Origin of the sequence: Pseudoxanthomonas sp. Soil82 (assembly GCF_040446535.1) — a bacterium.
In the GTDB taxonomy this organism is placed as follows: Bacteria; Pseudomonadota; Gammaproteobacteria; order Xanthomonadales; family Xanthomonadaceae; genus Pseudoxanthomonas; species Pseudoxanthomonas kaohsiungensis.
The window spans coordinates 247738-272969 of record NZ_JBEAAK010000003.1; the positions used below are offsets into that span (position 1 = coordinate 247738).

The following is a 25232-nucleotide window of genomic DNA, read 5'->3' on the forward strand; positions in this document are numbered from 1 at the left end:
TCGCGCCACGCGGATGTCTTGCCGGCGGTGCAGTCACCCGCGCCGCGAGGGTGTCCGGCCGCGCGCGGCCGCACGCCTGTCCTGCGTTCGCCGGCCCCTCACTCGAACCCGAACGTCAGGTTCGGCGAGGACACCACGCGCTCGCCCACCGCTTCGCCGCGCAGGAAGCGCAGCGCCGCCTCGATCACCGTGGCATCGCCGGCGATGCGGTGGTGGCCCAGGCCGGTGGTGCTGAGCAGGCGCGCGCCGGGCCACAGGCGGGCGTAGCGTTCGCCCTCCTCCCACGGCACGTCGTCGTCTTCCAGGTCGTGCACGACCAGCGCGGGCGCGGCCATGCGCGGGGCGTGGTGCTGGGCGGCGAAGCTGTCCACCGGCAGGCCGATCTGGCGCTCGAAGCCCTCGAACATGCGCGCCACCAGCGGCGGCGCCAGCCCGATCATCCGGCCGAAGCGGCCGCCGGCCGCGCGCAGGTCGGCGGCCGGGGCGACCAGCACCACGTGGCCGGCGCGCAGCCCGGCGCTGAGCGCCAGCAGCGCCGCCGCGCCACCCATCGAATGGGCGACCAGCGCCGCCGGCGCGCCGTGCGGGCGCGCGACCGCGGCCAGCGCGGCGGCGAACGATGGCAGGATCGCCCGCCCGCCTTCGTTGCGGCCATGGCCGGGATGGTCGAACGCGACCACCGCATAGCCGGCCTCGCGCAGCGGCGCGATCCACGGCCGGCAGCGCAGGCCGAAGCTGGACCAGCCGTGCGAGAACAGCACGTAGGGCTGCGTGGCCGGATCGCCCCAGGCGTAGGTGGCGACGGCGTGGCCTTCGCTCATCACCTCGCCCACGCGCGCGTCGCCGGCCTCGGCCGCCAGGGCGCGGCTGCGCGAGGACGCCATCGGCGTGCCGAACAGGCGCGAGGCGCGGCGCACGGTCACCTCGGGCATCACCCAGCTGCCGATGGCGAAGGCGGCGCGCAGCAGCCGCGGGGCGGCGGGCGTGCGAACGGTCGTGCTTTTCTGCGGCGGCGAGACGGGCGCGACGGCGGCCATGGCGAGGGCTCCTGCGGGACTTAGGGACGGGGGGAGGCGGCCGGCGCGGGCGCGTCGGCCTGGTAGCGCGCGAACAGGTCGGCGATCGCGCGCTCGGTCAGGGCGCGCGCGGACTGCGGGTGGTGCATGCGGGCATGGTGGTAGCCCTGCATCAGGGCCTGGAACTGGAACGCGACCAGCGCCGGGTCGGTGCCCGGCCGCAGGTGGCCTTCCTCGACCGCCAGCGCCACCGCGCGCTCGAGCGCGGCGCGCCAGGACTCGAGCATGGTGGCGACGTGGTCGCGCATCGGCCCGGGACGGCCGTCGTACTCCATCGCCGCGCCGAGGAACACGCAGCCGTCGGGATGCTCGCTGATCCAGGCCAGCCAGGCGTTGCCGATCGCCCGCAGCCGCGGCATGCCGCGCGGCAGCCGCAGCGCCGGGGTCATCACCTCGGCGATGAACTGCCCGGCGGCCCAGTCCAGGGTCTGCCGGACCAGGTCCTCGCGCGAGCCGAAGTGGGCGAACACCCCGCTCTTGGACATGCCGGCGGCGCTGGCCAGCTCGCCGATCGTCAGCCCTTCCAGGCCCACCCGGGCGGCCATGGCGCAGGCGCGTTCCAGCAGCATCCCGCGGGTGCTGGCGCCCTTGGCGGTACTGGCGGCGGCGGTCGACGGGGTCATGGCGGCTTGAATAGCACGACCGTTCGTATCATTCAAGCCCGGGGCGCCAACGGCGTCACAAGGCTGGGGTTAGAATGCGCCCTGCGACGACCGCCCCTCCCCCTGGCCACGTCGCATTTTTGTTTTCTGGGGCCCGGGAATGCCGGGCGATGTCCAGCCACCCACGCCACACGGCCACTGTCGCGACCCGCCCGCCGACGCACGCGACACGATGCGGAGCCTTCCGATGCTTTTCGAAACCCTCGCCACCTCCGGCCACGAGCAGGTCGTCTTCTGCAACAACCCGGAGGCTGGCCTGAAGGCGATCATCGCCGTGCACAACACGGTGCTCGGCCCGGCGGTCGGCGGCGCGCGCATGCGCCACTACGCCAACGAGGCCGATGCGCTGCGCGACGTGCTGCGCCTGAGCCGGACGATGACCTACAAGAACGCGCTGGCCGGCCTGAACATCGGTGGCGGCAAGGCGGTGATCCTGGGCGACCCGCGCACGGACAAGAGCGAGGTGCTGTTCCGCGCCTTCGGCCGCGCGGTCGAGGCGCTGGGCGGGCGCTACATCACCGCCGAGGACGTCGGCACCGACGTCAACGACATGGAGCAGATCTACCTGGAGACCGAGTTCGTCACCGGCGTGCACCAGGTGCATGGCGGCTCCGGCGACCCGGCCCCGTTCACCGCCTACGGCACCCTGCAGGGGCTGATGGCCTCGCTGCAGCGCAAGTTCGGCCACGAGGAAGTGGGCAAGACGAGCATCGCGATCCAGGGCCTGGGCCACATCGGCATGGAGCTGGTGAAGCTGCTCAAGGAGCGTGGCGCCAAGCTGTTCGTCGCCGACCTGGACCCGCAGCTGGTCGAGCGCGCGGTGAGCGAGTACGGCGCCGAGGCGGTGTCGTGCAGCGACATCTACGACGTGGCCGCCGACGTGTTCGCGCCGTGCGCGATGGAAGGCAGCATCGATGCGCAGACCTTGGAACGGCTGAAGGTCAAGATCGTCTGCGGTTCGGCCAACAACCAGCTGGCCAGCCACGCGATCGGCGACGAGCTGTACCGGCGCGGCATCCTGTATGCGCCCGATTACGCGGTGAATGCCGGTGGCGTCATGAACGTGTCGCTGGAGATCGACGGCTACAACCGCGAGCGGGCGATGCGGCTGATCCGCAGCATCTACTACAACGTCTCGAAGATCTTCGACCTGTCCGAGAAGGAGAAGATCAGCCCGCAGTACGCCGCCGACCGCATCGCCGAGGCGCGCCTGGCCGCGATCGGCAAGCTCAAGCTGCCGATGGGCCGCACCCGCCCGCGGATGGGGCACCTGCGCGGGGAGCATTGAGGCTGGCCTGCTGCTGCACTCCGCTCCGGGCCGCCTCGCCCCTTGGCTGGAAGCCGGCGTTCGACGCGGCAGGAGTCGCCTCGATGCGGGCGTCGCATTGTAGGAGCCGATTTATCGGCGACCCGACGCCACCGGCGCAGGCGATGCCTTCATGGATCCGACGCCCCGGTCGCCCATGAGGATGGGCTCCTACACGTGGGGAAACCGCGCCCGAACCGGGCCGTCCTGTAGGAGCCGATTCATCGGCGACCCGGCGCCCTCGGCACAGGCGACGCCTTCGTGGATCCGACGCCCGGTCGCCCATGAGGATGGGCTCCTACACGTGGGGAAACCGCGCTCAGAACCGGGCCGCCATGTAGGAGCCGATTCATCGGCGACCCGGCGCCCTCGGCACAGGCGACGCCGCCGCAGGTCCGACCCCCCGGTCGCCCATGAGGATGGGCTCCTACAAACCAGGAAACCGCGGACGCAGGGTCTGCGGGTCATGGAAGCCTGGACCGCCACGCTATCCAAGCCCACCGCTCGATCGCGACGTCCCCCTGATCCGGGTCCATCCCTTTTGTGCAGCTGCACGTGTGGCCGGGGCGGCGCGCACCTACAATGGGTGCACATGTAACCATCAGGGGATCCGATGCACGCGTTCCAGCTGGGAGAGGAGATCGACGCCCTGCGCGAGGCGGTGCGCCGGTTCGCCGAGGCAGAGATCGCGCCGCGGGCGGCGGCGATCGACGAGGAGAACGTCTTCCCGCAGGACCTGTGGCCCAAGCTGGGCGAGCTCGGCCTGCTGGGCATGACCGTGCCGGCCGAGTACGGCGGCAGCGAGATGGGTTACCTGGCCCACCTGGTGGCGATGGAGGAGATCTCGCGCGCGTCCGGCTCGGTCGGGCTGAGCTACGGCGCCCACTCCAACCTGTGCGTGTCCAACCTCTACCTCAACGGCAACGAGGCGCAGCGGCAGAAGTACCTGCCGAAGCTGTGCAGCGGCGAATGGAAGGGCGCGCTGGCGATGAGCGAACCGGGCGCCGGCTCGGACGTGGTCGGCTCAATGCGCTGCAGCGCCGAGTTGCGCGACGGCGTCTGGATCGCCAACGGCAACAAGATGTGGATCACCAACGGTCCCGAGGCTGACGTGCTGGTCGTGTACATGCGCACCGCCGGCAAGGACGCGGGCAGCCGCTGCATGACCGCCTTCATCGTCGAGCGCGGGATGAAGGGCTTCTCCACCGCGCAGAAGCTGGACAAGCTCGGCATGCGTGGCTCCAACACCTGCGAGCTGGTGTTCGAGGACTGCGCGATCCCGCAGGAGAACGTGCTCGGTGAAGTGAACCAGGGCGTGCGGGTGCTGATGAGCGGCCTCAATACCGAGCGGCTGGTGCTGACCGGCGGCCCGATCGGCCTGATGCAGGCGGCGATGGACATCGCCCTGCCCTACGTGCGCGAGCGTAAGCAGTTCGACCAGGCGATCGGTACCTTCAGCCTGATGCAGGGCAAGCTGGCCGACATGTACACCGCATTGCAGTCCTCGCGTGCGTTCGCCTACCAGGTGGCGCGCGACTTCGACGCCGGCCACGCCTCGCGCGCGGCCGCCGCCGGCTGCCTGCTGCACGCGTCCGAAGCGGCGGTGCAGGTGGCGCTGGAAGCGATCCAGGCGCTGGGCGGCAACGGCTACATCAACGAGTTCGCCACCGGCCGCATCCTGCGCGACGCCAAGCTCTACGCGATCGGCGCCGGCACCAACGAGATCCGGCGCATGCTGATCGGCCGCGAACTGTTCGACGGCCGCGGCTGACCGCCCCATCCGCGCAGGTCCTGCCCAGAGCGCCGCGCATCACGTAGGGCCGGGCTTACCCGGCTGGACGCCACGTCGCACCACATAGCCGGGCTTGCCCGGCTGGACGCCACGTCACCTCGCACCACGTAGGGCCGGGCTTGCCCGGCTGGACGCCACGTCACGTCGCACTACGTAGAGCCGGGCTTGCCCGGCTGGATGCGACGTCGCACCCCTGCAGCGGGGCAAGCCCCGCTCTACGACAGTGCACCGCGCCGCATTGCGTCGTGCCCCACCGACGCAGAGCCGGGACCAGCCCACAGAAGCCGCCGCCTACCGGGTAGAGCCGGGCTTGCCCGGCTGGATGTAACGGCGCGGCCCACAGCGGGGCGAGCCCCGCTCTACCGGATCAGAACCCGAACGCGTACTTCAACGACACCAGGCTCGCGTCCCCACGCGGGCCGAAACGCTGGTCGTAACCGAACGACAGCGTCGAGTTGGTCCCAAGCCACGCGGTCGCCTGCAGCCCAACCATGCCGCCGGACAGCGCCGGGTTGGACCCGGCCAGCGGCGACCAGCTGTCCACGCCGACGAAGCTGGCCGAGAGTTCCAGTCCATCGCTGGACAGGGTCTCCTGCCATTCCGCGTAGCCGCTGAGGCTCACCCGCCGCCAGTCGCGGCTGGCACGCAGGCCGGCGATGGCCTGGGTACGCGAGGACGTGCTATCGCCGCTGCGCAGCCCGAACCCGGCCGCGCCCTGCTCGTAAAACCCGTCGCTGCGCACCTGCGCATGCTCGGTGCCCAAGTACGGCACCAGCGAGCCGGCCGCGCCGTCGAAGCGGTAGCCCGCCTCGAATCCGGCCACGGCAAAGTCGCCGTCATAGTCGCTGTGCACGCCGTAACGGCTGGCGCCCAGCAGCAGCTCGCGGTCGATCTGCCGCTGCCACTGGCCGGCGCCGAACTGGCCCATCAGGTACGCCTGGTTCCAGTGCCGACCGAGGTAGGCCTGCGCCTGCGCCTGCCGCTCACGGCTGCGGTCGGCCAGCCCGTCGATGCGGCTGTCGATGCGCGACTCGCCGAAGGCCAGGCCAGCGACCATCGAACCGCCCAGGGCCACGTCATGGCCCGCCAGCCAGCCGTCGACCTGCGCATCCACGCCGCTGCCCTGCGAGGCCGACCCACCGAGCGCCTCCATCCAGCCGCCGGCAAGATGGCCGCCCGAGGCCAGGTCGTCGAAGCGCGAGGACAACGCACGCCGCCCCAGGTCCAGGGTGTCGTAGGTCGCCGCGGCGGCGGCGGCGTGCACTTCGCCGGAGAGGCTGCGCAGCGAGACTGACGCCGCGCTGGCGCTGGCGGTGTTCTGGAAGTCGCCGGCGATGCGGATGAAGCCGTCGGAGATCGCACCAGTGCCGTCGCGCTGCTGGTCGTCGATGCCGTCGAACGCGGTTTCCACCCGCTGCGCCGCGCCGAACGCCGCCGGGGTGATGTCGGCCAGGCTCAGCGCCGCGGCGGTGACGTCCAGTCGGGTGATGTCCATCCAGGCCTGGTTGGCGCTGTAGCCCAGGGTGGCGTTGAGGAAGATGCTGGAGGCCGCGGTCAGGCCGCTGAACTGGCCGGTCAGGCCGCCATCGGCGGTGAGTACGTACTCGCGCGCCTGCCAGGTGTAGCCGCTGCGCACGCCGGCGACGTTCACCGTGCCGCCTTCGAGCGTGGCCGTGCCACCCACTTTCATCGCGCCATAGCCCAGCACCATCGAGAGCACGCCGCCGGGCCTTTGCACGTAATTGCCGACCACCTCCATCGTGCCGGTGGTGATGCCCTGGTCGATCGCGACCGTGCCGGCATTGGTCAGGTTGCCGCCGAGCCAGGCGGCGCCAGTCAGGCGCGCGCCGGCGTCTACCGCCACCGACGAGCGCAGCGTGCCGGCCACCTTCAGCGTGCCCGCCTGCACGCGGGTGGCGCCGGTGTACTCGAGCGCGGTGCTGCCGGTGCCCAGCACCAGGGTGCCCGAGCCCTGCTTGACCAGGCCGCCATCGCCGGTGATCGGGTTGGTCCAGGTCGACTCGCCGGCGAAATTGACGGTGACGTCGCCCCAGTCGAACTTCGCCGGACCGCCCAGCGCCTTGCCGAGGTCAAGCAGGCCATAGCCGAACACCGCGTCCGGGCCTGCCGCGCCCAGGTCGGTGGCCGTGCCCAGCAGGGTCTGCCGCACCAGGTCGTTGGTGAAGTACGGGAACTTCTGCCAGACCACCGCGGCGGCACCGGAGACCAGCGGCGCCGCGTACGAGGTGCCGCTGCCGTACCGCAGGTTGGGCGCGGTGCCGGTGTCGGTATGGGACGGGAACACCGCCGTGCCCGGTGCGACCAGGCAGTAGTCCTTGGCCAGGCCGCAGGCGTTGGAGTAGTACATCAGCCGGGTCGGGTCGGACGTGTCCAGTGCCGCCACCGCCAGCCAGCCGCGTTCCAGGTCGGCCGCCGGCATCGTGCCGTTGGGGCCGGGCTGGCTGGGCAGCGAGGACATGTCGGTCGGATCGGGGCGGCTCTCGTTGCCGGTGGCGAACACCACCAGGCCGTCGTTGTCGACGATGAAGAAACGGTACTCGTCGGCGATTGGCGCGGTGGCGGTGGCCTGGGTCCAGTACAGGCCGCCCCAGGAGTTGTTCATGATCCGCATGCCGCGCGCCAGCAGGTCCTGGTGGATCGGCTTCAGGCCCAAGGCGCCGGTGACCTCGTTGCCTTGGCCCGAGCCGTCGTCGGTGGGGCGCTCGTCGTTGATGATCCGCGCCGACACGATCGAGGCCCCCGGGGCGACGCCGCCCGGCCAGCTGCCGTAGGCGGCGCCGGCGGCGAGCAGGGAGACGGTGGTGCCGTGGCCAACCTTGTCGTCCACGCTCAGGTCGTTGCGACTGGCGCTCACGTAGGTCAGGTTGGCCGCCACCCGCCCCGCCAGCGCCGGGTGGTTGCGGTTGACGCCGGTGTCGATCACGCCGATGCGGTAACCGGCACCGGTGTACCCCTGGCGCTCGGCCGCGGTGGCGTGGGTCAGGGTCAGGTGGGCGTCGATCGGCGGCTGCACCAGCGGCGGCGGGGGCGGCGAGCTTGGCGGTGGCGGTGGCGGGGGCGGCGAGACCGGCGGCGCCGTCGGCGAACCCGACCTCAGGTTGCCACCACCACCTCCGCCACAGGCGGCCAGGCCGGTCGCCAGCGTGGTCGCGATAGCGACCGCCAACAGCGAGCGCGCCACGCCGCCGCGTGCGCCTGCATTGCCGAAAATGTGCATTGCGTCACCTGATTCGTTGATCTTGGACGGCTCGCACCGCCGGCCCCCGGACATGGCCGATCTATACCGCAAACACCGTCGCCTGTCGCCTGCCCGGGTGGGCGCTGGCGGCGGTTGCCGGCTGCGCCGATAATCGGTGCTTCGAATCCGCGCCACCTGCAGAGGAATCCCCCATGTCCGACATCGTCATCGCCGCCGCCAAGCGCACCGCCATCGGCTCCTTCCTCGGCCAGTTCACCGGCGTGCCCACCCCGACCCTGGGGGCTGCGGCGATTTCGGCGGCGCTGGAACAGTCCGGCATCCCGGCGGCCGACGTGTCCGAGGTGATCATGGGCTGCGTGCTGCCGGCCAACCTCGGCCAGGCGCCCGCCCGCCAGGCGGCGCTGGCCGCCGGCCTGCCGACCGCCACCGGCGCCACCACCATCAACAAGGTCTGCGGCTCGGGCATGAAAGCGATCATGCTCGGCCACGACCTGATCAAGGCCGGCTCGGCCAGCATCGTGGTCGCCGGCGGCATGGAGTCGATGACCAACGCGCCGCACCTGATCCCCAACTCGCGCACCGGCAACCGCTACGGCGGCTTCCAGGCCGTGGACCACATGGCCTGGGACGGCCTGACCAACCCTTATGACGGCCAGGCGATGGGCGTGTTCGCCGAGGCGACCGTGGCCAAGTACGGCTTCACCCGCGAGGAGCAGGACGCGTTCGCGATCGAGTCGGTGAAGCGCTCGCAGGCCGCGCAGGCCTCGGGTGCGTTCGACGGCGAGATCGTCCCGGTCAAGGTGGCCACCCGCAAGGGCGAGGTCGAGGTGGCCAGCGACGAGCAGCCGGGCAAGTCCGACGTGGCCAAGATCCCGACCTTGAAGCCGGCGTTCAAGAAGGACGGCAGCGTCACCGCGGCCAGCTCGTCGTCGATCTCCGACGGCGCGGCCGCCACCGTGCTGCTGTCGGCCGACGAAGCCGCCCGACGCGGCCTGCAGCCGCTGGCCCGGATCGTCGCCCACGCCACCTTCTCGCAACAGCCGGAGTGGTTCACCACGGCGCCGGTCGGCGCAATCTCCACCCTGCTGGAGAAGGCCGGCTGGAAGGTCGGGGACGTGGACCTGTTCGAGATCAACGAGGCATTCGCGGTGGTGGCCATGGCCCCGATCAAGGAGCTGGGCATCCCCCACGCCAAGGTCAACGTCAACGGCGGCGCCTGCGCGCTGGGCCATCCGATCGGCGCTTCCGGCGCCCGCCTGGTGGTGACCCTGGTCAACGCCCTGCGCACGCGGGGGCTGAAGCGGGGCGTGGCGGCGCTGTGCATCGGCGGCGGCGAGGCTACCGCGATCGCCCTGGAAGTGGTGTAATCGGTTTTCACGGTATTTCCACGAAGATGACCACCGCCCGCTTGACAGTGGAAACGGGCTTGTCATCATGTTGCCGGCGCGCAACCGCGCGTTGCCCAAACTAACGACGAGGAATATCCAACATGAGCATCAACAAGCTGCTGATCGCCCTGGCCCTGGGTCTGGCCCTGGCCGCGTGCTCGAAGCAGGAGCAGGCCCAGGACGCCGCCGCGGCTGCTGACGCCGCCGCTGCCGAAGCCCAGGCTGCCGCCGACTCGGCCGCTGCCGCCGGCGCCGCCACCGCCGACGCTGCCCAGGGCGCTGCTGACGCCGCTGCCGCTGCCGCCGACACCGCCGCCGACGCCGCTGCCGCCACCGCTGGCGCCGCGACCGACGCGACCGCCGAGGCTGCTGCCGACACCGCCGAGGCTGCTGCCGACGTGGCCGACCAGGCCAAGGACGCTGCCGAAGAGGCCAAGGAAGAAGTCAAGCAGTAATCTGCTGACCTTCCTGCTGTACCAAAAAGCCGCCGGGAAACCGGCGGCTTTTCTCTTTCCGGGAACCGAACCACGCGCCAGGGATTCACGGCGCCATGAACCCGGTCGCGGCAAGCTCCGACGCGTCCCGCCAACCCAAGGAGCCTGACCATGAAACACCGTACCCTGCTGCTGGCCGCCGCCGTGCTGGCCATTCCCCTGGCCGCGTGCAACCAGCCGGCGCAAACGGAAGCCGAGCGCGCGGGCGAGCACGCCGCCGCCGCGGCCGACCACGCTGCCGCCGCGACCGAGCATGCCGCCGCCAACGCGGTCGACGCAGCCCAGGAAGCCGGTGCCAAGGCCGAAGTGCAGGCCGAGCAGGCCGCGGCCAACACCGAGCAGGCGCTCGCGGACGCGGCAGCGGCGACCCGCGATGCGGCCAGCCGCGCAGCCGACGCAACCGCAGACGCCACCGCTCGCGCCGCCGATGCCACCGCCGACGCGGCCGAGCGCACCGCCGCCGAGGCCCGCGAAGCGGCCGAAGCCGCCGAGCGCAAGGCCGAGGAAAACTGACGTCCCCGCGGATCCGCCGGCGCATCGGCGGATCCGCGCGGCGGTCGCGCCTTGCTGCGCCGCCAGAAGGCCGCGCGCGCGACCTCACGTATCCTTCGGGCATCCGCACGCCAGGACGCCCATGCCTCCCCTCCGCAGCCAGATCGATCCCCGATCCCCCGAATTCGCCGCGCACGCCCAACACCACCGCGCACTGGCGGACGAACTCCACCGCCGCCTGGCGCGAGCCGCCGCCGGTGGCGGCGACAAGGCGCGGCAGCGCCATACCGAGCGCGGCAAGCTGCTGGCGCGCGAGCGCATAGACACCCTGCTCGATCCCGGATCTCCGTTCCTCGAGATCGCCCCGCTCGCCGCGGAGGACATGTACGACGGTGCCGCGCCCGCGGCGGGCATGGTCTGCGGCATCGGCCGGGTGATGGGCCAGGAGGTGGTGGTCGTGGCCAACGACGCCACGGTCAAGGGCGGCACCTACTTCCCGATGACGGTCAAGAAGCACCTGCGCGCGCAGGAGATCGCGCGCGAGAACCGCCTGCCGTGCGTCTACCTGGTCGACTCCGGCGGCGCGTTCCTGCCGCTGCAGGACGAGGTGTTCCCCGACCGCGAGCACTTCGGCCGGATCTTCTACAACCAGGCGCGGCTGAGCGCCGACAACATCCCGCAGGTCGCGGTGGTGATGGGCAGCTGCACCGCCGGCGGCGCCTACGTGCCGGCGATGTGCGACGAGTCGGTGATCGTGCGCGACCAGGGCACGATTTTCCTCGGCGGCCCGCCGCTGGTGAAGGCCGCCACCGGCGAGGTGGTCGATGCCGAGGCGCTGGGGGGCGCCGACGTGCACACGGCGGTGTCGGGCGTGGCCGACCACTACGCCGAGGACGACGCGCACGCGCTGCAGATCGCGCGCGGCATCGTCGGCCACCTCAACCGCGCCAAGACGGTGCCGGTGGCGCTGCGCGAACCGCGCGAGCCGCTGTATCCGGCCGAGGAGCTCTACGGCATCGTGCCGGCGGACACGCGCCGCCCGTTCGACATCCGCGAAGTCATCGCCCGCCTGGTGGACGGCAGCGAGTTCGACGAGTTCAAGGCGCGCTACGGCAAGACCCTGGTCACCGGCTTCGCCCACGTCCACGGCTGCCCGGTCGGCATCGTCGCCAACAACGGCATCCTGTTCGCCGAAAGCGCGCTCAAGGGCGCGCACTTCATCGAGCTGTGCAACCAGCGCGGCATCCCGCTGGTGTTCCTGCAGAACATCACCGGCTTCATGGTCGGCCGCAAGTACGAGAACGCCGGCATCGCCAAGGACGGGGCCAAGATGGTCACCGCGGTGGCATGTTCCTCGGTGCCCAAGTTCACGGTGGTCATCGGCGGCAGCTTCGGCGCAGGCAACTACGCCATGTGCGGCCGCGCCTATGGCGCCCGCTTCCTGTGGATGTGGCCGAATGCGCGGATCAGCGTGATGGGCGGCGAGCAGGCCGCCAGCGTGCTGGCGACCGTGCGCCGCGATGCGATCGAAGCCGGTGGCGGCCAGTGGAGCGCCGACGAGGAAGAGGCCTTCAAGGCGCCGGTTCGCGAGCAGTACGAACAGCAGGGCAGCCCGTGGTACGCCACCGCGAGGCTGTGGGACGACGGCATCATCGACCCGGCCGACACCCGCCGCGTGCTGGGACTGGCACTGTCGGCCTCGCTCAACGCGCCGATCGAGCCGGCGCGGTTCGGCGTGTTCCGGATGTGACCGCGGCGATGCGCAAGGTGGTCCTCGTGACCGGCGGCGGGCGCGGCATCGGCGCGGCGACCGCGCTGCTGGCCGCCAGGCGCGGCTATGCGGTCGCGGTGAACTACCTGCGCGATGCCGACGCGGCCGACGAGGTGGTCGCGCGGATCGTTGCCGACGGCGGCGACGCGGCCGCCCTGCAGGCCGACGTCGCGGTCGAGGCGCAGGTGGCCGGCCTTTTCGCCCGGCTGGACGCCCGTTTCGGCCGGCTCGATGCGCTGGTGAACAACGCCGGCGTGCTGGAGACCCAGATGCGCCTGGATTCCATGGACGCCGCGCGCGTGCGCCGGGTGCTGGACGCCAACGTGGTCGGTCCCCTGCTCTGCTGCCGCGAGGCCGTGCGCCGGATGTCCACCCGCCATGGCGGCCAGGGGGGCGCGATCGTCAACGTGTCGTCGGTGGCCGCATTGACCGGCTCGCCGGGCGAGTACGTCGACTACGCCGCCTCCAAGGGGGCGCTGGACACGCTGACCCGCGGACTGGCCCAGGAAGTGGCGCAGGAAGGTATCCGCGTCAACGGCGTGCGACCCGGGTTCATCTACACCGGCATGCATGCCAGAGGCGGCGAACCCGGCCGGGTGGACCGGGTCAAGGCGTTCGTACCGATGCGCCGCGGCGGACAGCCGGAGGAAGTGGCGCAGGCGATCCTGTGGCTGCTTTCGGACGAGGCCTCGTACAGCACCGGCGGCTTCATCGACGTGGCCGGCGGCCGCTGAGCACGCGTATCGCGATCCGGGCGGATCGGAGGAGGAACCCTATGGACCTGCAGTTGCATGGCAAGCGCTGCGTGGTGCTCGGCGGCAGCCGCGGCATCGGCCGCGCGATCGCGCTTGGCCTGGCCACGGAGGGCGCGGACGTGGCGGTCTGCGCGCGCGGCGCCGGTGCCCGTGGACGCAATGCACTGAACGAGGTCGAGGCGTCGCTGCGCGCGCAGGGGCGGCGGGCGCACGTGCGCCGTTGCGACCTGGCCGACGCCGCGTCGCTGGCGGAGTTCCTGGACGGCACGCGGCAGGCGCTGGGCGGCGTGGACGTGCTCGTGCACAACGCCTCGGCGCTGGCACTGGGCCCGTCGGTAGCCGATTTCGAGGCGAGCCTGCAGCTGGACGTGCTGGCGGCAGCCCGCGCCTGCGCGCAGGTGATTCCCTGGATGAAGGCCGCCGGCGGCGGCAGCATCATCCTGGTCGCCTCGATTTCCGGCCTGGAGGCCAGCCCCGGACCGGACTTCGGCTATGCCTCGGCCAAGGCCGCGCTGATCGCCTACGCCAAGAAGCTGTCGATTTTCCACGGCCCGGATCGGATCCGCGCCAACGCGATCGCGCCGGGCTCGATCGAATTCGAGGGCGGGCTATGGGACCAGGCCCGGCGGCAGGATCCGCCGCGCTACGAAGCCGTGCGCGGCACCATTCCTTGGGGCCGCATGGGCACGCCGCAGGAAGTGGCCGATGTCGCGGTGTTCCTGGCTTCGCCGCGCGCGCAATGGATCACCGGCGCGTGCGTGCCGATCGATGGCGGCCAGCACAAGGGCATGCGCTGAATACGCTGCCCGTGCGCGTGTCGATCCGCGCATGGCTGGCGCGTCGTCCCGGAACAAACCGCAAAGCCATCGACAGGAGAATCCCATGGCCACTGGAACCGTCCACCTGCATCGCGTCCTGCGCTGCCCGCCCGAGCGCGTCTATCGCGCCTTCCTGGAAGCCGAGGCGATGGCCAAGTGGCTGCCGCCGCATGGCTTCACCGCCCGGGTCGAGCAGATGGAGGCGCGCGTCGGTGGCCGCTTCCGCATGGCCTTCACCAACTTCGGCACCGGGCACAGCCACTCCTTCGGCGGCGAGTACCTCGAACTGGTCCAGGACGAGCGGGTGCGCTACGTGGACCGCTTCGATGATCCGAACCTGCCCGGCGAGATGCAGGTCACCGTGTCGCTGAGGGCGGTGCTATGCGGCACCGAGGTGGGGATCGTGCAGGAAGGCATCCCCGAGGCGATTCCGGTGGAGATGTGCTACCTGGGCTGGCAGGAATCGCTGGAGCAACTGGCCCGGCTGGTCGAGCCGGAAATCCCGGACGAATGACCGGCGGAGAGACACGGCGCCATTCCATGCCGGTGCGCATGGCGCGGCCGTTCTGCTAGCGTCGACGGCCCGTCGCCCTCGCCCACGCAGGAACCGCATGACCGCCCGTCTTCGTACCGTCCGCTCCACCGGCATGCTGCTGCTCGCCCTGTTCGCCGCAGCATGCACGCGGACCGGAGCCGGGCCCGCAGCGCCTGCGGCGACACCGGCGGCAAGCGCCACTGCGCCGGCCGGCGCGGTGGCCACTGGCGCCTATCCGGACCTGTTCGCCGAAGCCGGTTATGCCCGCGCCGAGGTCGAAGCGAAGATCCAGGCCGCCTTCCAGCAGCTGTTCCACGGCGACAAGGCGCAGCAGGCGGTTTACTACGAAGACGGCAGCAACGAGCACGGCCCGCTCGCCTACATCCACGACGTCAACAGCGGCGACGTGCGCTCGGAAGGCATGTCCTACGGGATGATGATCGCCGTGCAGCTGGACCGGAAGGCGGAGTTCGACGCGATCTGGAACTGGGCCGTGACCCACATGTACCAGGACGATCCGGCGCATCCGGCTTACGGCTACTTCGCCTGGTCGGTGCGCACCGACGGCGTGCCGATCGACGAGATGCCCGCGCCCGACGGCGAGGAGTACTTCATCACCGCGCTCTACTTCGCCGCCCAGCGCTGGGACGATGGCGAAGGCCGCTACGACTACCGCGCCCAGGCCGATCGCCTGCTGGCCGACGTCCTCCATCGCCAGCCGATCACCGGCATGACCGCGCGCGGCGAGATGACCGCGGTCAACCTGTTCGACCACGACGCGAAGATGGTGCGTTTCACCCCCGACCTGGCCAATGCGGCGCACACCGATGCGTCCTACCACCTGCCAGCGTTCTACGAGGTCTGGGCGCGGGTCGGGCCGCAGGCCGACCGGGCGTTCTGGCGCGAGGCCGCGCTGGTCAGCCGCGACTACTTCGCCAGGGCCGCCCATCCGCGGACCGCGCTGACTCCCGACTACGGCAACTTCGACGGCACGCCCTGGGCGGCGCCGTGGCGGCCGGAGTCGGCGGACTTCCGCTACGACGCCTGGCGCAGCGCGATGAACTGGTCGGTGGACTGGTCGTGGTGGGCGCTCGATCCGCGCCAGGTCGAGATGAGCAACCGCCTGCAGGCGTTCTTCGAAGCCCAGGGCATGGCGGACTACCAGAGCCTGTACACGCTCGACGGCAAGCCGCTGGGCGGCGGCCAGACCACCGGCCTGGTCGCAACCAACGCGGTGGCCAGCCTGGCCGCCGACCATCCGCGCCGGCTGGCGTTCGTGCGCGCGCTGTGGGACCAGCCGGTGCCCAGCGGCCAGCATCGCTATTACGACGGCATGCTTTACCTGATGGCCCTGCTCCATTGCAGCGGCGACTTCCGCGCGTGGCTGCCGGAGCATGGAGAGGCCGGGAACTAGGGGAAGCCAACCAGCGGGTCGCGCCTCGCAAGAGCAGCCGGCCAGGGCCGGCTCTACGAGGGCCGCAGGCCGCGGCTCCGGGAGGCCTCTACGAAGGGTGGCAGGCCGCGGCTCAGGGCCGGCCCCACGAGGGCGGCAGGTCGCGGCTCGGGGACGGCTCTACGAGGAGCCACCGGTTGCGGCCCACGGACCGTCCAACGGCCATCTAACCGGCGCCGGTCCTACGGAAGTTCGACGAAGTGTCAGTCCTTACCGCGGGGCAAGACGCTCTTCGTAGAGCCGGCCCTGGCCGGCTGCCTTTCCGGCCGCGACAACGCCATCCAACCGGCGGTCAGCGCTGCTTCGGCTCCGGCCCGCAGTTGTCGCAGCCGCCGCAGGCCGATGCGCCGCTGCCCGATCCCGGCGGCGCGATGCGCCGCGCCAATGAACGCATCCACGCCGGGCGGCCGTCGCGCACCAGCGGCGCGGCCAGCGCCAGGCGCACGCGGCGCAACGGGCCCGGCAGCTGCTTCCTGGCGAAGATCCACAGCGCGGCCGCGACGATGGCGCCGACCACCAGGTACTGCAGCCACAGCGGCAGCTCCAAGGTCATCGCCCGGCCCTAGCCGCCACCCAGCCGCACGGCGACCTGGTAGGTCAGCAGCGACGCCAGGTAGGCCAGCGCGAACAGGTAACCGGCGGCGATCGCCATCGTCTTCCACGAACCGGTCTCGCGCTTGATCGCCGCCCAGGTGGCGATGCATTGCGGCGCATAGATGAACCACACCAGCAGCGACAGGCCGGTGGCCAGCGACCAGCCATCCTGCAGCAGCGGCAGCAGCGCCTGCGCGGCCGCGTCGTCGTCGGCGGCCGACAGCGCGTAGACCGTGGCCAGCGAGGACACCGCGACTTCGCGCGCGGCCAGGCCCGGGATCAGCGCAATGCATATCTGCCAGTTGAACCCCAGCGGCGCGAACACCACCGCCAGCGCGTGGCCGATGCGGCCGGCGAAGCTGTAGTCGATCGCCGGCATCGTCGCATCGGCCGGCGGCGCCGGGAACGAAAGCAGCACCCACAGCAGCACGGTCAGGGCGAAGATGATTCCGCCCACGCGCTTGAGGAAGATCATGCCGCGCTCGTACAGGCCGATCAGCAGGTCGCGCGGATTGGGCAGGCGGTAGGACGGCAGTTCCAGCATCAGCGGGTGCTCGCCCTTGTCGCGGCGCCACTTCTTCATCACCCACGACACCGCCAGCGCGCTGAGGATGCCGGCCATGTACAGGCCGAACAGCACCAGTCCCTGCAGGTTGAAGCCGCCCCACACCTGGCGTGCCGGGATGAAGGCGCCGATCAGCAGCGCGTACACCGGCAGTCGCGCCGAGCAGGTCATCAGCGGCGCGACCAGGATGGTGGCCAGGCGGTCGCGCGGGTCCTGGATGCTGCGGGTGGCCATGATCCCGGGAATGGCGCAGGCGAAGCTGGACAGCAACGGGATGAACGAGCGCCCCGACAGGCCGGCGCCGGCCATCATCCGGTCGAGCAGGAACGCCGCGCGCGGCAGGTAGCCCGACTCCTCCAGCGCCAGGATGAAGGCGAACAGCACCAGGATCTGCGGCAGGAACACGATCACCCCGCCCAGCCCGGCGATGATGCCGTCGACCACCAGGCTGGCCAGCGGCCCCTCGCCCATGCGCGCGCCCACCCATTCGCCCAGCGCAACGGTGCCGGCCTCGATGAGGTCCATGACCGGGGTGGCCCAGGCGTAGACGGCCTGGAAGATCAGGAACATCACCACCGCCAGCGTGAGCAGCCCGAACAGCGGATGCAGCAGCCAGCGGTCCAGCGCGTCGTCGATCCTCGCCGTGCGGGTGGGCATGCTGACCGTGGCCGCGAGCAGGCGCCGGGTCTCGGCGTGCAGGTCGGCATCGGCGGACAGATGCACGCCGGGCGGATGCGGATGGGCGGCTACCTGGTCGATGCGTTCCACGAGCGCGCGCGCGCCGTGGTGGCGGATGGCCACCGTCTCCACCACCGGCACGCCAAGTTCCCGTTCAAGCGCGTCGCGGTCGATCGCGATGCCGCGGCGCTGGGCGGCATCGCTCATGTTCAGGGCCACGATCATCGGCTTGCCCATCTGCCGCACTTCGAGCACGAAGCGCAGGTGCAGGCGCAGGTTGGTGGCATCGACCACGCAGACCAGCACGTCGGGGGCCGCTTCGCCGGGATAGAAGCCGCGGCACAGGTCGCGGGTGATCGCCTCGTCCAGGCTGGCCGGCGTCAGGCTGTACGCCCCGGGCAGGTCCAGGACGGCGTAGGTATGCCCGCCCGGCGAGTGCAGCCGGCCCTCCTTGCGCTCGACGGTGACGCCAGCGTAATTGGCGACCTTCTGCCGGCTGCCGGTGAGCTGGTTGAACAGCGCGGTCTTGCCGGAATTGGGATTGCCCAGCAGCGCCAGGCGCATCGGAACGGCCTGCGCGCTCATGCACCGGCCTCCCGGCCGGCCGCCGAGGCGCTCACCCGCACGCGCGCCGCCTCGGCGCGACGCAGGGCGAAGCGCGTATAGCCGACCTGGACCAGCAGCGGTTCGGCACCGAACGGACCCTGCGCTACCACCTGGACCGGTTCGCCGGCGACGAAGCCCAGTTCGCGCAGGCGGCGGGCAATGGGGTCGTGCGGGTGCCGGTCCTCGACGGACTCGACGACGACGGGCGTGCGTGGCGGCAGGTCGGACAGCGTCACGGGTGATCCGGTATCAAGAACTGTTCTCAATTGTAGCATCCGGTGGCCGGCCTCGCGCCGCGGCGCGTCATGGCCGGATGCGGCCGCGCGGCTATCATCCGGGGCTGCGATGTCCCGGAAACGACGATGGCCGAACCGCTGCTGATCGAACACGCCGGCCCCGTGCTGCGCCTGCGCATGAACCGGCCGCACCTGCACAATGCGTTCGATCCGGCGCTGATCGCCGCGCTCACCGCCGCGCTGCGGGCCGCCGGCGACGACACCGCGGTCCGGGTGGTGGTCCTGGAGGGCGAAGGCACCTCCTTTTCCGCCGGCGCGGACCTGCAATGGATGCGTGGCATGGCCGCGGCCAGCGAGGACGAGAACCGTACCGACGCCCTCGCCCTGGCCCGCCTCATGCGCACCCTGGACGAACTGCCGCGGCCGACCATCGCCCGGGTGCACGGGCCGGCCTTCGGTGGCGGCGTCGGCCTCGTGGCCTGCTGCGACATCGCCATCGGCACGCCGCAGGCGCGCTTCGGCCTCACCGAGAGCCGGCTCGGGCTGCTCCCGGCGGTGATCTCGCCCTACGTGATCGATGCGATCGGCCCGCGCCAGGCCCGCCGCTGGTTCGCCACTGCCGAGGCCTTCGATGCCGCCACCGCCCTGCAGGTCGGCCTGCTGCACCAGGTCGTGGACGCCGCGGCGCTGGACGGGGCGGTCGCCGCGCAGGTGGACCTGCTGTGCCGGGCCGCCCCCCATGCCACGGCGCTGGCCAAGGTGCTGGTGCGCGACGCGGCCGGCCGCGACGACGCGCCCGCCCGCGACCGCGCCAACGCCGACCTGATCGCGCGCCTGCGGGTGTCGCCGGAAGGCCAGGAAGGCATCGGTGCGTTCCTCGAAAAACGTCCGCCGGCCTGGGCGGCACGGGGCTAGCCCGATGCTCGACCACGTGGGGATCACCGTCTCCGACTTCGCCCGCAGCCTGGCGTTCTACCGCCTCGCCCTGGCGCCGCTGGGCATCGATGTCGCGATGGAGGTCGATCCTTCCCTGACCGGCGGCAGCGCGCACGCCGGCTTCGGCAGCGAAGGCAAGCCGTCCTTCTGGATCGGCGACGGCGGAGCGGTCGCCGCGGGCGTGCACGTGGCGTTCCTGGCGCGCTCGCGCGCGGCCGTCGATGCCTTCCACCGGGCCGCCCTGGCCGCCGGCGGCGTCGACAACGGCGCGCCCGGCCTGCGCCCGCATTACCACCCCAACTACTACGGCGCCTTCGTCCGCGACCCGGACGGACACAACGTCGAAGCCGTGTGCCACCACCCCGAATAGGCCGACCGCAGGACCCCATGTTCGAGAAGATCCTGATCGCCAACCGCGGCGAAATCGCCTGCCGCGTGATCCGCACCTGCCGCCGGCTGGGCATCGCCAGCGTGGCGGTCTACTCCGAGGCCGACGCCGCCGCCCTGCATGTGCGCCTGGCCGACGAGGCGTACTGGATCGGCGGCCCGGCCCCGGCCGACAGCTACCTGCGCGGCGACGCGGTGATCCAGGCCGCGCTCGACAGTGGCGCCCAGGCGATCCATCCCGGCTACGGGTTCCTGTCGGAGAACGCCGCGTTCGCCGAGGCGGTCGCGGCCGCCGGCCTGGTGTTCATCGGGCCCGGCGCCGGCTCGATGCGGCGCATGGGCAGCAAGGCCGGCGCCAAGCAGCTGATGGCGCAAGCCGGCGTGCCTGTGGTGCCCGGCTACAACGGCGAGGACCAGGCGCTGGCGACGCTGTCGCGCGAAGCCGCGCGCACCGGCTTCCCGCTGATGGTCAAGGCCGCCCACGGCGGCGGTGGCAAGGGCATGCGCGTGGTCCATCGGCTGGAGGACTTCGTGCCGGCGCTGGAGAGCTGCCAGCGCGAGGCGCTCGGCGCCTTCGGCCGCGACCGCGTTCTGCTGGAACGCTACGTGTCCTCGCCGCGCCACATCGAGATCCAGGTGTTCGGCGACACCCATGGCAACGTGATCCACCTCAACGAGCGTGAATGCTCGGCGCAGCGCCGCTACCAGAAGGTGCTGGAGGAGTCGCCCTCCCCGTTCCTGACCCCGCAGCTGCGCCAGGCCATGGGCGAGGCGGCGGTGCTGGCCGCGCGGGCGATCGACTACGTCAACGCCGGCACGGTCGAGTTCATCGTCGATCCGGACGGCGCGTTCTACTTCATGGAGATCAACACCCGCCTGCAGGTCGAGCATCCGGTCACCGAGATGGTCACCGGTCTGGACCTGGTCGAGTGGCAGCTGCGCGTGGCCGCCGGCGAACCGCTGCCGCTGGCCCAGGAGCAGGTGCCGCAGCAGGGCCATGCGATCGAGGTGCGGCTGTACGCGGAGGATCCCGAATCCGGCTTCCTGCCGGCCTCCGGCACGCTGCGCGCGCTGCAGCTGCCGCCGCCCTCGGCGCACGTGCGCATCGACGCGGGCGTGGAGGCCGGCGACACGGTGACGGTGTTCTACGACCCCATGATCGCCAAGCTCATCGTCCACGACGCCGACCGCGCGCATGCGCTGGCCCGCCTTCGCGGCGCGCTGGCGCAGTGCCATGTCGCCGGCACCAAGACCAACCTCGGCTTCCTCGAGGCGCTGGCGCGCCATCCGGCGGTGGTCGAGGCGCGGATCGACACCGGCTACCTGGATCGCCACCTGGACGAGTTCACCAACCCCGGCGAACCGCCTGCGCGCAACCTGCTCGCCGCGGCCGCAACCGCGTTCCTGCTGCGGCAGCAGGCGGAGGAGCGCCGGCGGGTCGCCGCGGCCGAACCCCATTCGCCGTGGGCGCGGGCCGATGGCTGGCGCCTGCATGGCCGTGCCCCGCGGCGGTTGCGCCTGCAGGCCGGCGGCCAGGTCCACGCCCTGCTGGCCACCGGCCAGGATGGCGACTGGACGCTCGAGGTCGATGACAGCCGTTTCGCGATCTCCGGCGCGCGCCTGGCCGACGGCGTGATGGACTTGCGTATCGACGGTCAGGGACGCCGGGTCCCGGCGTTCTTCGACGGCGACACGGTCGAGCTGCACGATGGCCGCCGGCGGTTGCCGGTGCAGTGGCTGCCGGCCGAGCGCGGCGAAGGGGGCGACGAGTCCAGCGGCGACGGCCGGGTGCTGGCGCCCATGCCCGGGCGCGTGGTACTGGTGAAGGCCACCGCCGGCCAGGCCGTGGCCGCGGGGGCCGAACTGCTGGTGATGGAGGCGATGAAGATGGAGCTGACGGTGCGGGCGCCGCGCGAAGGCATCGTCGCCGAGCTTCGCGCCGTGGCCGGCGATTTCGTCGAAGCCGACACGGTGCTCGCCCGGGTGGCGGCGGAGTAACCGATGCAGCCGCACGCTTCCGCCGCCGGCGATTTCGTCCGTATCGTCGAGGTCGGCCCGCGCGATGGCCTCCAGAACGAGTCGGCGATGGTCGCCACCGCCGACAAGATCGAGCTGGTGGACCGGCTGTCGGCGACCGGCCTGCGCAGCATCGAGGCGACCAGCTTCGTCAGCCCGCGATGGGTGCCGCAGCTGGCCGACGCGGCCGAGGTGATGGCCGGCATCCACCGCCGTCCCGGCGTCTCCTATCCGGTCCTGGTGCCGAACGAACAGGGCTACGAGCGTGCCCGCGCCGCCGGCGCCGACGAAGTCGCGGTGTTCACCGCCGCCTCGGAAGCGTTCAACCGGCGCAACATCAACGCCTCGATCGACGAATCGATCGAGCGATTCGCGCCGGTGCTGGCCCGCGCCCGCGAGGACGGGGTGCGGGTGCGCGGCTACGTCTCCACCGTGCTCGGCTGTCCCTACCAGGGCGAGGTGCCGGTGGCCGAGGTGGTGCGCGTGGCGCGGCGCCTGCATGCGCTCGGCTGCTACGAGATCTCGCTGGGCGACACCATCGGCGTCGGCACCCCGCACCAGGCACGGGAGATGCTGCTGGCGGTGGCGACCGAAGTGCCGATGCCGGCGCTGGCCGTGCACTTCCACGACACCTATGGACAGGCCCTGGCCAACGTGGCCGCCTGCGTCGAGGCCGGGGTGCGGGTGGCCGATTCGGCCGTGGCCGGCACCGGCGGCTGCCCGTATGCCAAGGGGGCCAGCGGCAATGTTGCCAGCGAGGACCTGGTGTATATGCTGCGCGGCATGGGCATCGAGACCGGCATCGACCTGGAGGCACTGGCCGACACCGGCCGCTGGCTGGCGTCGCGGCTGGGTCGGTCAACCGGTAGCAAGGTCGGACGGGCGCTGGCGGCCGCATGAACGCCGCCGGCCAGGCCGTGTCCGCGTCCGCGCCGCAGGCGGACCCGGAAGCGGTTTTGGCCGAACTGGAGCAGGCCCTGCGCGACCGCGCCCTGCCCGCCGGCACGCGCCTGATCCTGCAGCAGGCCTGCGACGCCCTGCACCACGCGCTGGCCGAAGGCGAATCGGCGCGGCTGCGCTACCACGCCCTGTTCGACGCCGTCCCCGACCCGGTCAGCATCCTCAGCGAGACCGGGATCGTGCTGGACCTCAACAAGGCCGGCATCCGCGCCTACCACCGGCCGCGCGATGAGATCGTCGGCCAGCCGATCGAGACGCTCAACCCGGACCTGCCGCCGGACCACCTCAAGCCGGTCTGGGAAACGCTCAACCGCGGCGAGACCTACGTCATCGAGGTCACCAACATGCGCGGCGACGGCAGCCGCTTCCCGGTCGAGGTGCATTCGGCCGGGTTCGAGCACGCCGGCCGGCGCTGCATCGTCGCCGTGGCGCGCGACCTCAGCGGCCGCTGGCAGGCCGAATCGCGCTATCGCCTGCTGATGGAATCGATCGACAAGGGCGTGCTGCTGCTGGACCGGCAGTTCAACCTGCTGTCGGCCAATCCGGCCGCGCACCGCATCCTCGGCGCGGGCCTGGAAGCCGACATGCGCTCGCATACCCGGGAGTGGACCATCCTGGACGAACACGGGCGCGTGCTGCCGGAAGACCAGTGGCCGGCGCAGCGCTCGCTGCGCAGCGGCCAGATCATCCCCAGCACCACCATCGGCCTGCACCACCTGGCCAGCGACCGCATGGTCTGGATCTCGGCGACCACGGTGCCGGTGTTCTCCTCCGGCCGCGACGAGGCCGACCACGTGTTCGTGCTGTTCAGCGACATCACCGAACTCAAGCGCGACAGCACCCTGTTCGACCGCGCCCAGTCGCTGGCGCACATCGGCGGCTGGGAATGGGACCGCGGCCGCCAGCGCCTGTACCTCACCGGCGAGGCTCTGCGCATCGTCGACCTGGAGCCGTTCCACCACGGCATGGACGACCTGCTGGCGCGGCTGCGCACCGGCGACCGGATCCGGCTGGAAGGCGCGCTGGAACGCGCCTTCGGCCTGCGCGACGGTTTCGACCTGGAGCTGCAGGGCCAGCGCGGCGACGGCCACTCGTTCTGGGTCCGCATGATCGGCGAGGTCGAGCCCGGCAACCATGTCTCGCCACGCGTGGCCGGCACCCTGCAGGACATCACCGAGCGCAAGCAGGCCGAGGAAACGCTGCGCATCCAGGCGCGGACCGATCCGCTCACCGGCATCCTCAACCGCGACGCCATCCTGGGCGAGCTGGACGCGCGCCTGCGAGAACCGGCCCAGGCCGAGGTCGCCGTGCTGTACATCGACCTGGACCGGTTCAAGACCGTCAACGACGTGCTCGGCCACGGCGCCGGCGACGAGCTGCTGGTGCGCACCGGCCAGCGCATCGCCCACGCGATCGGTACCGAAGGCCTGCTGGCGCGCTTCGGCGGCGACGAGTTCCTCGTGCTGTGCGACGGTGCCGAACCGGGCCAGGCGCCGCGCCTGGCCGATGCCATCCTGCAGGCGCTGTCGCGGCCGTTCCTGTTCGGCGACGACGAGTTCACCATCGGCGCCAGCATCGGTATTGCTTATGCGCCCGCCGACGGCAGCCGCCCGCAGCAGCTGATCCAGAACGCCGACATCGCCATGTACGACTGCAAGCGGCGCAGCCGCAACGACTGGCAGGTGTTCACCCCCGACCTGGCGCGCAAGCAGCAGGACCGGCTGCAGATCGAGACGCAGCTGCGCCGCGCGCTCGACAACGCCGAGTTCCGCCTGGTCTACCAGCCGCAGGTGGACCTGCGCCATGGCCGCATCGTCGCCGCCGAGGCGCTGATCCGCTGGCAGAGCCACCAGCTGGGCGAGCTGCGCCCGGACCTGTTCATCAGCCACGCCGAGACCACCGGCGACATCGTCGGCATCGGCGACTGGGTGCTGCGCGAAGCCTGCCGCCAGGTCTGCGAATGGCGCGAGCAGGGCCTGGGCATCGTCCGCGTGGCGATCAATGTCTCCTACCGCCAGTTCGTCGCCGAGGACCTGGCGGTCAAGGTCGCCGAGACCCTGCGCGAGTTCGCCCTGCCCGGCTCGGCGCTGGAGCTCGAGTTCACCGAACGGGTGCTGATCGAGGACGCGCCGGCCACGCTGCGCACCTTCGCCGAGCTGCGCAGGATGGGCGTGGTCCTGACCATCGATGATTTCGGCGAGGGCTACAGCGCGCTGAACTACCTGCGCCGGCTGCCGATCCACGGGCTCAAGCTCAGCCAGCTGTTCGTCGAGGGCGTCCCGGAAAACCGGTCCGACGTGGCGGTGTGCGAAGCGGTCACCGCGATCGCGCGCAGCCTGGGCCTGGGCCTGGTCGCCGAAGGCGTGGAGCTGGAATCGCAACGCCGCTTCCTGCTCGAGCTGGGCGTGCCGGTCGGCCAGGGCTTCCTGTTCGCTCCAGGCCTGCCGCCGGACGAACTGGCGCGGCGGCTGGCGGCGGCCGGCGGCCGCTGA

21 protein-coding genes are annotated in these 25232 nt (G+C 71.5%); 15 read left to right on the top strand and 6 right to left on the bottom strand.

Annotation, left to right across the window (positions count from 1 at the left end; all coding sequences use genetic code 11):
- Positions 1-98: 98 nt before the first annotated feature.
- Together ABKA19_RS10115 and ABKA19_RS10120 are read right to left on the bottom strand one after the other, a co-directional pair.
- The gene (locus ABKA19_RS10115) at positions 99-1037 is read right to left on the bottom strand and encodes an alpha/beta hydrolase (RefSeq protein WP_353688792.1); all 939 of its coding nucleotides are present in this window, start codon (positions 1035-1037) and stop codon (positions 99-101) included.
- 20 nt (positions 1038-1057) lie between these two features.
- Complete coding sequence (locus ABKA19_RS10120) at positions 1058-1699, bottom strand: TetR/AcrR family transcriptional regulator (protein ID WP_353688793.1); 642 nt, start codon at positions 1697-1699, stop codon at positions 1058-1060.
- Positions 1700-1925: 226 nt separating this feature from the next.
- On the opposite strand from ABKA19_RS10120, the gene ABKA19_RS10125 reads away from it, so the two are divergent.
- Both ABKA19_RS10125 and ABKA19_RS10130 read left to right on the top strand, forming a co-directional pair.
- Positions 1926-3026, top strand: coding sequence for a Glu/Leu/Phe/Val family dehydrogenase (locus tag ABKA19_RS10125; RefSeq protein ID WP_353688794.1), 1101 nt, complete (start codon positions 1926-1928; stop codon positions 3024-3026).
- 631 nt (positions 3027-3657) lie between these two features.
- A complete protein-coding gene (locus tag ABKA19_RS10130) occupies positions 3658-4815 on the top strand; it encodes an isovaleryl-CoA dehydrogenase (RefSeq protein ID WP_353688795.1) in 1158 nt (385 codons plus the stop codon).
- 388 nt (positions 4816-5203) lie between these two features.
- Here ABKA19_RS10130 and ABKA19_RS10135 read toward each other — a convergent pair whose 3' ends face one another.
- The gene (locus ABKA19_RS10135) at positions 5204-8074 is read right to left on the bottom strand and encodes a S8 family serine peptidase (protein ID WP_353688796.1); all 2871 of its coding nucleotides are present in this window, start codon (positions 8072-8074) and stop codon (positions 5204-5206) included.
- 173 nt (positions 8075-8247) lie between these two features.
- Between ABKA19_RS10135 and ABKA19_RS10140 the strand changes: the two genes are divergently transcribed.
- The 8 genes from ABKA19_RS10140 to ABKA19_RS10175 all read left to right on the top strand — a co-directional run bounded on the left by ABKA19_RS10140 (position 8248) and on the right by ABKA19_RS10175 (position 15723).
- A complete protein-coding gene (locus ABKA19_RS10140; protein WP_353688797.1) occupies positions 8248-9423 on the top strand; it encodes a thiolase family protein in 1176 nt (391 codons plus the stop codon).
- A gap of 122 nt (positions 9424-9545) precedes the next feature.
- Complete coding sequence (locus tag ABKA19_RS10145) at positions 9546-9899, top strand: hypothetical protein (protein ID WP_353688798.1); 354 nt, start codon at positions 9546-9548, stop codon at positions 9897-9899.
- Between the two features lie 150 nt (positions 9900-10049).
- Entirely contained in the window at positions 10050-10451 is a 402-nt protein-coding gene (locus tag ABKA19_RS10150; RefSeq protein ID WP_353688799.1) for a hypothetical protein, read from the top strand.
- 121 nt (positions 10452-10572) lie between these two features.
- Positions 10573-12180 (top strand): carboxyl transferase domain-containing protein, encoded by a 1608-nt coding sequence (locus ABKA19_RS10155; RefSeq protein WP_353688800.1) that lies wholly within the window; start codon positions 10573-10575, stop codon positions 12178-12180.
- Positions 12181-12188: 8 nt separating this feature from the next.
- Positions 12189-12935 carry an SDR family oxidoreductase gene (locus tag ABKA19_RS10160; protein WP_353688801.1) on the top strand — a complete coding sequence of 249 codons (747 nt, stop codon included), beginning with the start codon at positions 12189-12191 and terminating at the stop codon, positions 12933-12935.
- 41 nt (positions 12936-12976) lie between these two features.
- The gene (locus ABKA19_RS10165) at positions 12977-13753 is read left to right on the top strand and encodes an SDR family NAD(P)-dependent oxidoreductase (protein WP_353688802.1); all 777 of its coding nucleotides are present in this window, start codon (positions 12977-12979) and stop codon (positions 13751-13753) included.
- 85 nt (positions 13754-13838) lie between these two features.
- Positions 13839-14288, top strand: a complete 450-nt coding sequence (locus tag ABKA19_RS10170) for an SRPBCC family protein (RefSeq protein WP_353688803.1) — start codon at positions 13839-13841, stop codon at positions 14286-14288.
- Positions 14289-14385: 97 nt separating this feature from the next.
- Complete coding sequence (locus ABKA19_RS10175; protein ID WP_353688804.1) at positions 14386-15723, top strand: family 8 glycosyl hydrolase; 1338 nt, start codon at positions 14386-14388, stop codon at positions 15721-15723.
- A gap of 331 nt (positions 15724-16054) precedes the next feature.
- Here the strand turns inward: ABKA19_RS10175 and ABKA19_RS10180 are convergent, their stop codons facing one another.
- Genes ABKA19_RS10180 through ABKA19_RS10190 form a run of 3 tightly spaced genes read right to left on the bottom strand, consistent with a single transcriptional unit; the run spans position 16055 to position 18441 of the window.
- Positions 16055-16315, bottom strand: a complete 261-nt coding sequence (locus ABKA19_RS10180; RefSeq protein ID WP_502945759.1) for a DUF6587 family protein — start codon at positions 16313-16315, stop codon at positions 16055-16057.
- Positions 16316-16324: 9 nt separating this feature from the next.
- The gene (gene feoB / locus ABKA19_RS10185) at positions 16325-18184 is read right to left on the bottom strand and encodes a ferrous iron transporter B (RefSeq protein WP_353688805.1); all 1860 of its coding nucleotides are present in this window, start codon (positions 18182-18184) and stop codon (positions 16325-16327) included.
- The gene (locus tag ABKA19_RS10190) at positions 18181-18441 is read right to left on the bottom strand and encodes a FeoA family protein (RefSeq protein WP_202935558.1); all 261 of its coding nucleotides are present in this window, start codon (positions 18439-18441) and stop codon (positions 18181-18183) included. The genes feoB and ABKA19_RS10190 overlap by 4 nt, the downstream gene beginning before the upstream one ends.
- Positions 18442-18567: 126 nt before the next feature.
- On the opposite strand from ABKA19_RS10190, the gene ABKA19_RS10195 reads away from it, so the two are divergent.
- Genes ABKA19_RS10195 through ABKA19_RS10215 form a run of 5 tightly spaced genes read left to right on the top strand, consistent with a single transcriptional unit; the run spans position 18568 to position 25232 of the window.
- Positions 18568-19356: an enoyl-CoA hydratase-related protein gene (locus ABKA19_RS10195; RefSeq protein WP_353688806.1), complete on the top strand. Its 789-nt coding sequence runs from the start codon at positions 18568-18570 to the stop codon at positions 19354-19356.
- A gap of 4 nt (positions 19357-19360) precedes the next feature.
- Positions 19361-19747, top strand: a complete 387-nt coding sequence (locus ABKA19_RS10200) for a VOC family protein (protein ID WP_353688807.1) — start codon at positions 19361-19363, stop codon at positions 19745-19747.
- 17 nt (positions 19748-19764) lie between these two features.
- On the top strand, positions 19765-21762 hold the full coding sequence (locus ABKA19_RS10205; protein ID WP_353688808.1) for an acetyl/propionyl/methylcrotonyl-CoA carboxylase subunit alpha: 1998 nt from the start codon (positions 19765-19767) through the stop codon (positions 21760-21762).
- Between the two features lie 3 nt (positions 21763-21765).
- On the top strand, positions 21766-22680 hold the full coding sequence (locus ABKA19_RS10210) for a hydroxymethylglutaryl-CoA lyase (RefSeq protein WP_353688809.1): 915 nt from the start codon (positions 21766-21768) through the stop codon (positions 22678-22680).
- Positions 22677-25232 carry a sensor domain-containing protein gene (locus ABKA19_RS10215; protein WP_353688810.1) on the top strand — a complete coding sequence of 852 codons (2556 nt, stop codon included), beginning with the start codon at positions 22677-22679 and terminating at the stop codon, positions 25230-25232. The genes ABKA19_RS10210 and ABKA19_RS10215 overlap by 4 nt, the downstream gene beginning before the upstream one ends.